The organism is Methylophaga lonarensis MPL, from assembly GCF_000349205.1.
Lineage (GTDB): Bacteria > Pseudomonadota > Gammaproteobacteria > Nitrosococcales > Methylophagaceae > Methylophaga > Methylophaga lonarensis.
Window position 1 is genome coordinate 1 of record NZ_APHR01000090.1, and the last position, 4,058, is coordinate 4,058.

The window sequence follows — 4,058 nt, forward strand, 5'->3', positions numbered from 1 at the left end:
CAACCCAATCGCCAGCCAGTCATTCAAAAAACTTGGAAAAACTGTTGATGACAATCGCTTCGTCATCGACCGACAGCGCAGTCGGTGCAACAAAGCCATCATAGGTCAGACCGTGATAAATCTCATCGACGATCAATTGCCCACCCTGTAGCCTGACCTGTTCGGCTATTTGCGCAAGTTGGGCTTGCTCCAATACCGTTCCTGTCGGGTTTGACGGAGAGGCCAGTAACAACAGATCTGTTTCTTGATTCCAATGCTTAGCAACCAGCGCAGCATCGAGCTGAAAGTTGCTGGCAGCATCAACATTGACCGCATTGACGCGACCTTCGATAAAGCGTGCGAAATGTCGATTGCAGGGATATCCGGGATCAGCCAGCATCACATGCCTGTCACGTTCAAGCAAGGCGCCAAACGCCAGCAGCAAGGCACCCGAAGCCCCAGGGGTGACAATAATTCTGCTTGCCGCAATATCAAGCTGATAGTAAAGCTGATACCAATCGGCAATCGCCTGTCTGAGCTGCGGTAAGCCAGTCGCCGCTGTGTAATGAGTATGCCCAGCCTGAAGTGCCTCAATGCCAGCCTGAATAATCGGTGCGGGTGTGATGAAATCGGGCTCCCCCACTTCCATATGCACAATATCTCGGCCCTCAGTTTCCATTTGTCGAGCTTCAGCCAACAAGGACATGGCACGAAAAGGTTCAATCTCCGCTGCGCGGTGAGCAGGTTCAAGCATAAATGGCCCGATAATGAAGTTGTTTGAGCAAGGGCAGATCAACGATGTCAGCCTCGGCGTCGACTATACTGCTTGCCGGATAAATTTCCATCTCGGCCTGAGATTCAATCACGCCGCCAGTTGTAGCAAACGGTTTTTGATTGCTGTGATGGCTGACAAGCAACACAGCCGCTATGCCGGCTTCATTGGCAGGACTGAGGCCGGCTTGAGAGTCCACTATAGCAATGCAGGCTGAGGCATCTACACCGAGCTGTTTCAGGCAATCTCGGTAGACATCGGCGGCCGCCTGTTTATTTTTCAGCTGAGAGGCCAGCGCGATGGCTTCAAACCCATCACAGATTTGCTCCTCAGGCGGGCTGGATGACCACAAGCAACGCTCATCTTCGCAATGGATACTGACAAGTGCCGGTCTGATTGAAGACTGTTTCAGTTCAGCCACTAATCGCGTCAGACCTTTTTTCAGAGGCATCGCTTGCATTTTGAACCAGTCGGCATAAATACGCTGCTGTTCCATATACAGTTTATCCAACATGGTTTTGAGGTCGCCTGCAAATCCGCATTGCAAATGAAAGTTCTCAAGATAATATTGCAGACACTGTCTGCCGGTTCCTTTGGACACGAGCATCTGATACATGGATTCATCCCAATACCAGTCAAGCCCTGCCTGTTGGAAAGCCCGATTAAAGGCCTGCCTGTGTCCCTCAGCCCAAATTTCTGTCAGCGCAGCATCCAGGTTGAAGATCACGGCTTGGAGATCTTGCATAAATCATTTTTCCAGTCGATTATCGTTTATGATGTGTCGTTAATTTTTGCACATGCTCCAAGCATCTGGTATAGATGCTGCCTTGATTTTTGAAAGTATGAGGTTTCCAACATGGACTCAAGTCAAACTGATGCTGGCTTCACCCCTTACGAAACAGTAAAGGGCGAAGATTACATGAACGCGGATCAGGTCAAACACTTCCGCAAAATCCTTGAGGACTGGCGAGCGCAGTTGATGGAAGAAGTTGATCGTACTGTGCATCACATGCAAGACGAAGCGGCTAACTTTCCTGACCCCAATGATCGGGCGACTCAGGAAGAAGAATTCACGCTTGAACTGCGTACTCGTGACCGTGAGCGTAAGCTCATCAAGAAAATCGAAGAGTCACTTAAAGATCTCGACAAAGGTGATTACGGTTACTGCGAATCTTGTGGCACAGAAATCGGCATTCGACGCCTGGAAGCAAGGCCGACTGCAACACTGTGTATTGATTGCAAGACACTTGACGAAATTCGTGAGAAGAACCGCGTCTAATCGTCTAGTTCAGCCTCACTGCTTTCCAATGAAACCCCGCATTAGCGGGGTTTTTTATTGTCTGAAAAGCTGTTTTATCAAGATTAACGACGTTCGTAGGTGTAGAGCAAGTCCACACCTGTTTCAAGGCCGGACTCAGCCCTCAAGGTAAACAATCGACTCAAGGTATAGCGCAGCTGCATGGTGCTGACCGGCTCAAATACGCCAATGCCGTAGCTCACATACAATCTCGGTGACAGATACTTGCCAATTTCCACTGCGGTGGTCTCCGGTGTATCGCCGCTGACAGAAAAACTGTCCAGCCCAAAACTGCTGGCTATCTGCTCACCTATCATCGCACCATTACGAATGCCAAGTCCGGTAGCTGCTGAAGCCAGAAATGCTGCGTCTGAGTCATTTGCCTGCATCAACGGTCGCCCAAGCAGAATATGCGACAGAATGTTGTCCTGACTCATGCTCGGCGTTGAAAACAAGGTTGCCTGAGGATTATCCGCAGGGCCGTGAATATGAATACCTGCTGTAAAACCTGTTCCGGTACGAACCGCGCGAATATCCAAATCGGGGTTATCAATCGCTGCGCCAGAGAAACGGATGCGACCATCATTCACCCGCAACTGCTGGCCGTAGGCATCATAACTGCCATCAGTCAGTACAATTTCACCGTTGCCATTCAGTAATGCATTAGGATCGCCGCTAACTCTAAGCTGACCGGTTAATCGGCCGTTAAAGCCCATCGCGGTAATACGAACCGCATCACCAAGGATCACGTTGACATCGATATGCGTTGCCATGGGGCTGGTGGTTTGTTCCTCAAGCTCACGGCCCAGCACCACAACATCATCGCTGACACTGACCGTGCTGTTGAATTGAAGCGGCGCAAGCTCAGCAGTCGGTATTCTGACATCGCCACGGACAGACAAGGCGTCAGGGGTGGCTTCAAAGCGTAATGCCGGTGATGCAATCACATAGGCTTCTGGCAAATTCATTAATTCAAACTGTTCAGCATCAAGTCTGGCATGTAACTGCCAACCAGACTCGACAAAGTTGAACTCGCCGCTTCCGCTTAGTTCACCATCACCGGAACGCGCCGAAAAATTCAGCGCAAAACCATCCAGATTACCGCTGACTTCAGCATTGATGGCGCTGACCAGTATGCCAAGTTCGATCAATTCAACAGCCGCCTCGGCCAGCAAAATCTCCGCTTGTACCTGAGGTTGTGCCACATCACCCGAAATACGGGCATTGACTGTGAGTCGTCCTGTCAGATCATCGTAGGCAGGGCCGCCAAGGTTGAGCACAGCGAGATCAGCAATTGCCATACTCAGTTGGCCGGACAATGCGGCCTGTTCAGGCGCATTCATGATCGTTGTCAGATCCGCCGTTGTCACTGACAGATCAAGCGCGGTAAAGCCTTCCATGTCCGGTTGCAGCACAAAATTGAGCGCTGTCTGGTTCTGGTCCAGATTCACCTGCAAGGTCACTGTATCGAGATTGACCGGCTGTTCCTGATCGAGAATTAATTCCGACAGTTTCACCGCGCCCTGCCCGACTTCAAGCTGAACCTGACCGGTGGGCATTGCGCCAGCCTCTGCGCTCAATTGAAACTGCCCGGTCAACTGTCCTGCCAGCTCGGCAAACTCATTAATAAACGGATTGGCCAGCGCCAGAGGTAATTCTGCAAAGTTTCCGCTGGCCTGCCAGTTCATCTGCTCGTCTGACTGTGCTTGCAGGCATAATTGGCCGTAATCAGACGAACGCCAGCAATGCTGTTCCAGACTGACTGCTGATGCTGAAAGCATTAGATTTCCGGTCTCGGAGAGTTGCCAGAGGCCACTGATGTCGCTATCAAAGCTGAGTCGTTTGATATTTCCTTGCCAGACCTCATCGTGCAAGGCACCAACAAAAAGACTGTCGAGCTCTATGTACTCGGCTTTTGCCTTGATCAACAGTGCATGATCATCAAGCGCCCCTGAAAGCTCGAGCGATAATTGTTCCAGCACGAACTCGWCCAGCATGACGCTATCCAAC

4 protein-coding genes are annotated in these 4,058 nt (G+C 50.7%); 1 reads left to right on the forward strand and 3 read right to left on the reverse strand.

Going from position 1 to position 4,058, the window contains the following annotated elements; all coding sequences use genetic code 11:
- Positions 1-19: 19 nt before the first annotated feature.
- On the reverse strand, positions 20-733 hold the full coding sequence (locus MPL1_RS12925) for an aminotransferase class I/II-fold pyridoxal phosphate-dependent enzyme (protein WP_009727583.1): 714 nt from the start codon (positions 731-733) through the stop codon (positions 20-22).
- On the reverse strand, positions 726-1,496 hold the full coding sequence (locus MPL1_RS12930; RefSeq protein WP_009727584.1) for an HAD hydrolase-like protein: 771 nt from the start codon (positions 1,494-1,496) through the stop codon (positions 726-728). Before MPL1_RS12930 ends, MPL1_RS12925 begins: the two co-directional genes overlap by 8 nt.
- A gap of 111 nt (positions 1,497-1,607) precedes the next feature.
- Here MPL1_RS12930 and dksA point away from each other — a divergent pair, with 111 nt between their 5' ends.
- Positions 1,608-2,030 carry an RNA polymerase-binding protein DksA gene (gene dksA / locus MPL1_RS12935; RefSeq protein ID WP_009727585.1) on the forward strand — a complete coding sequence of 141 codons (423 nt, stop codon included), beginning with the start codon at positions 1,608-1,610 and terminating at the stop codon, positions 2,028-2,030.
- Positions 2,031-2,113: 83 nt separating this feature from the next.
- Here dksA and MPL1_RS12940 read toward each other — a convergent pair.
- On the reverse strand, positions 2,114-4,058 hold a 1,945-nt coding region (locus MPL1_RS12940), incomplete at its 5' end, for a translocation/assembly module TamB domain-containing protein (protein WP_235045597.1).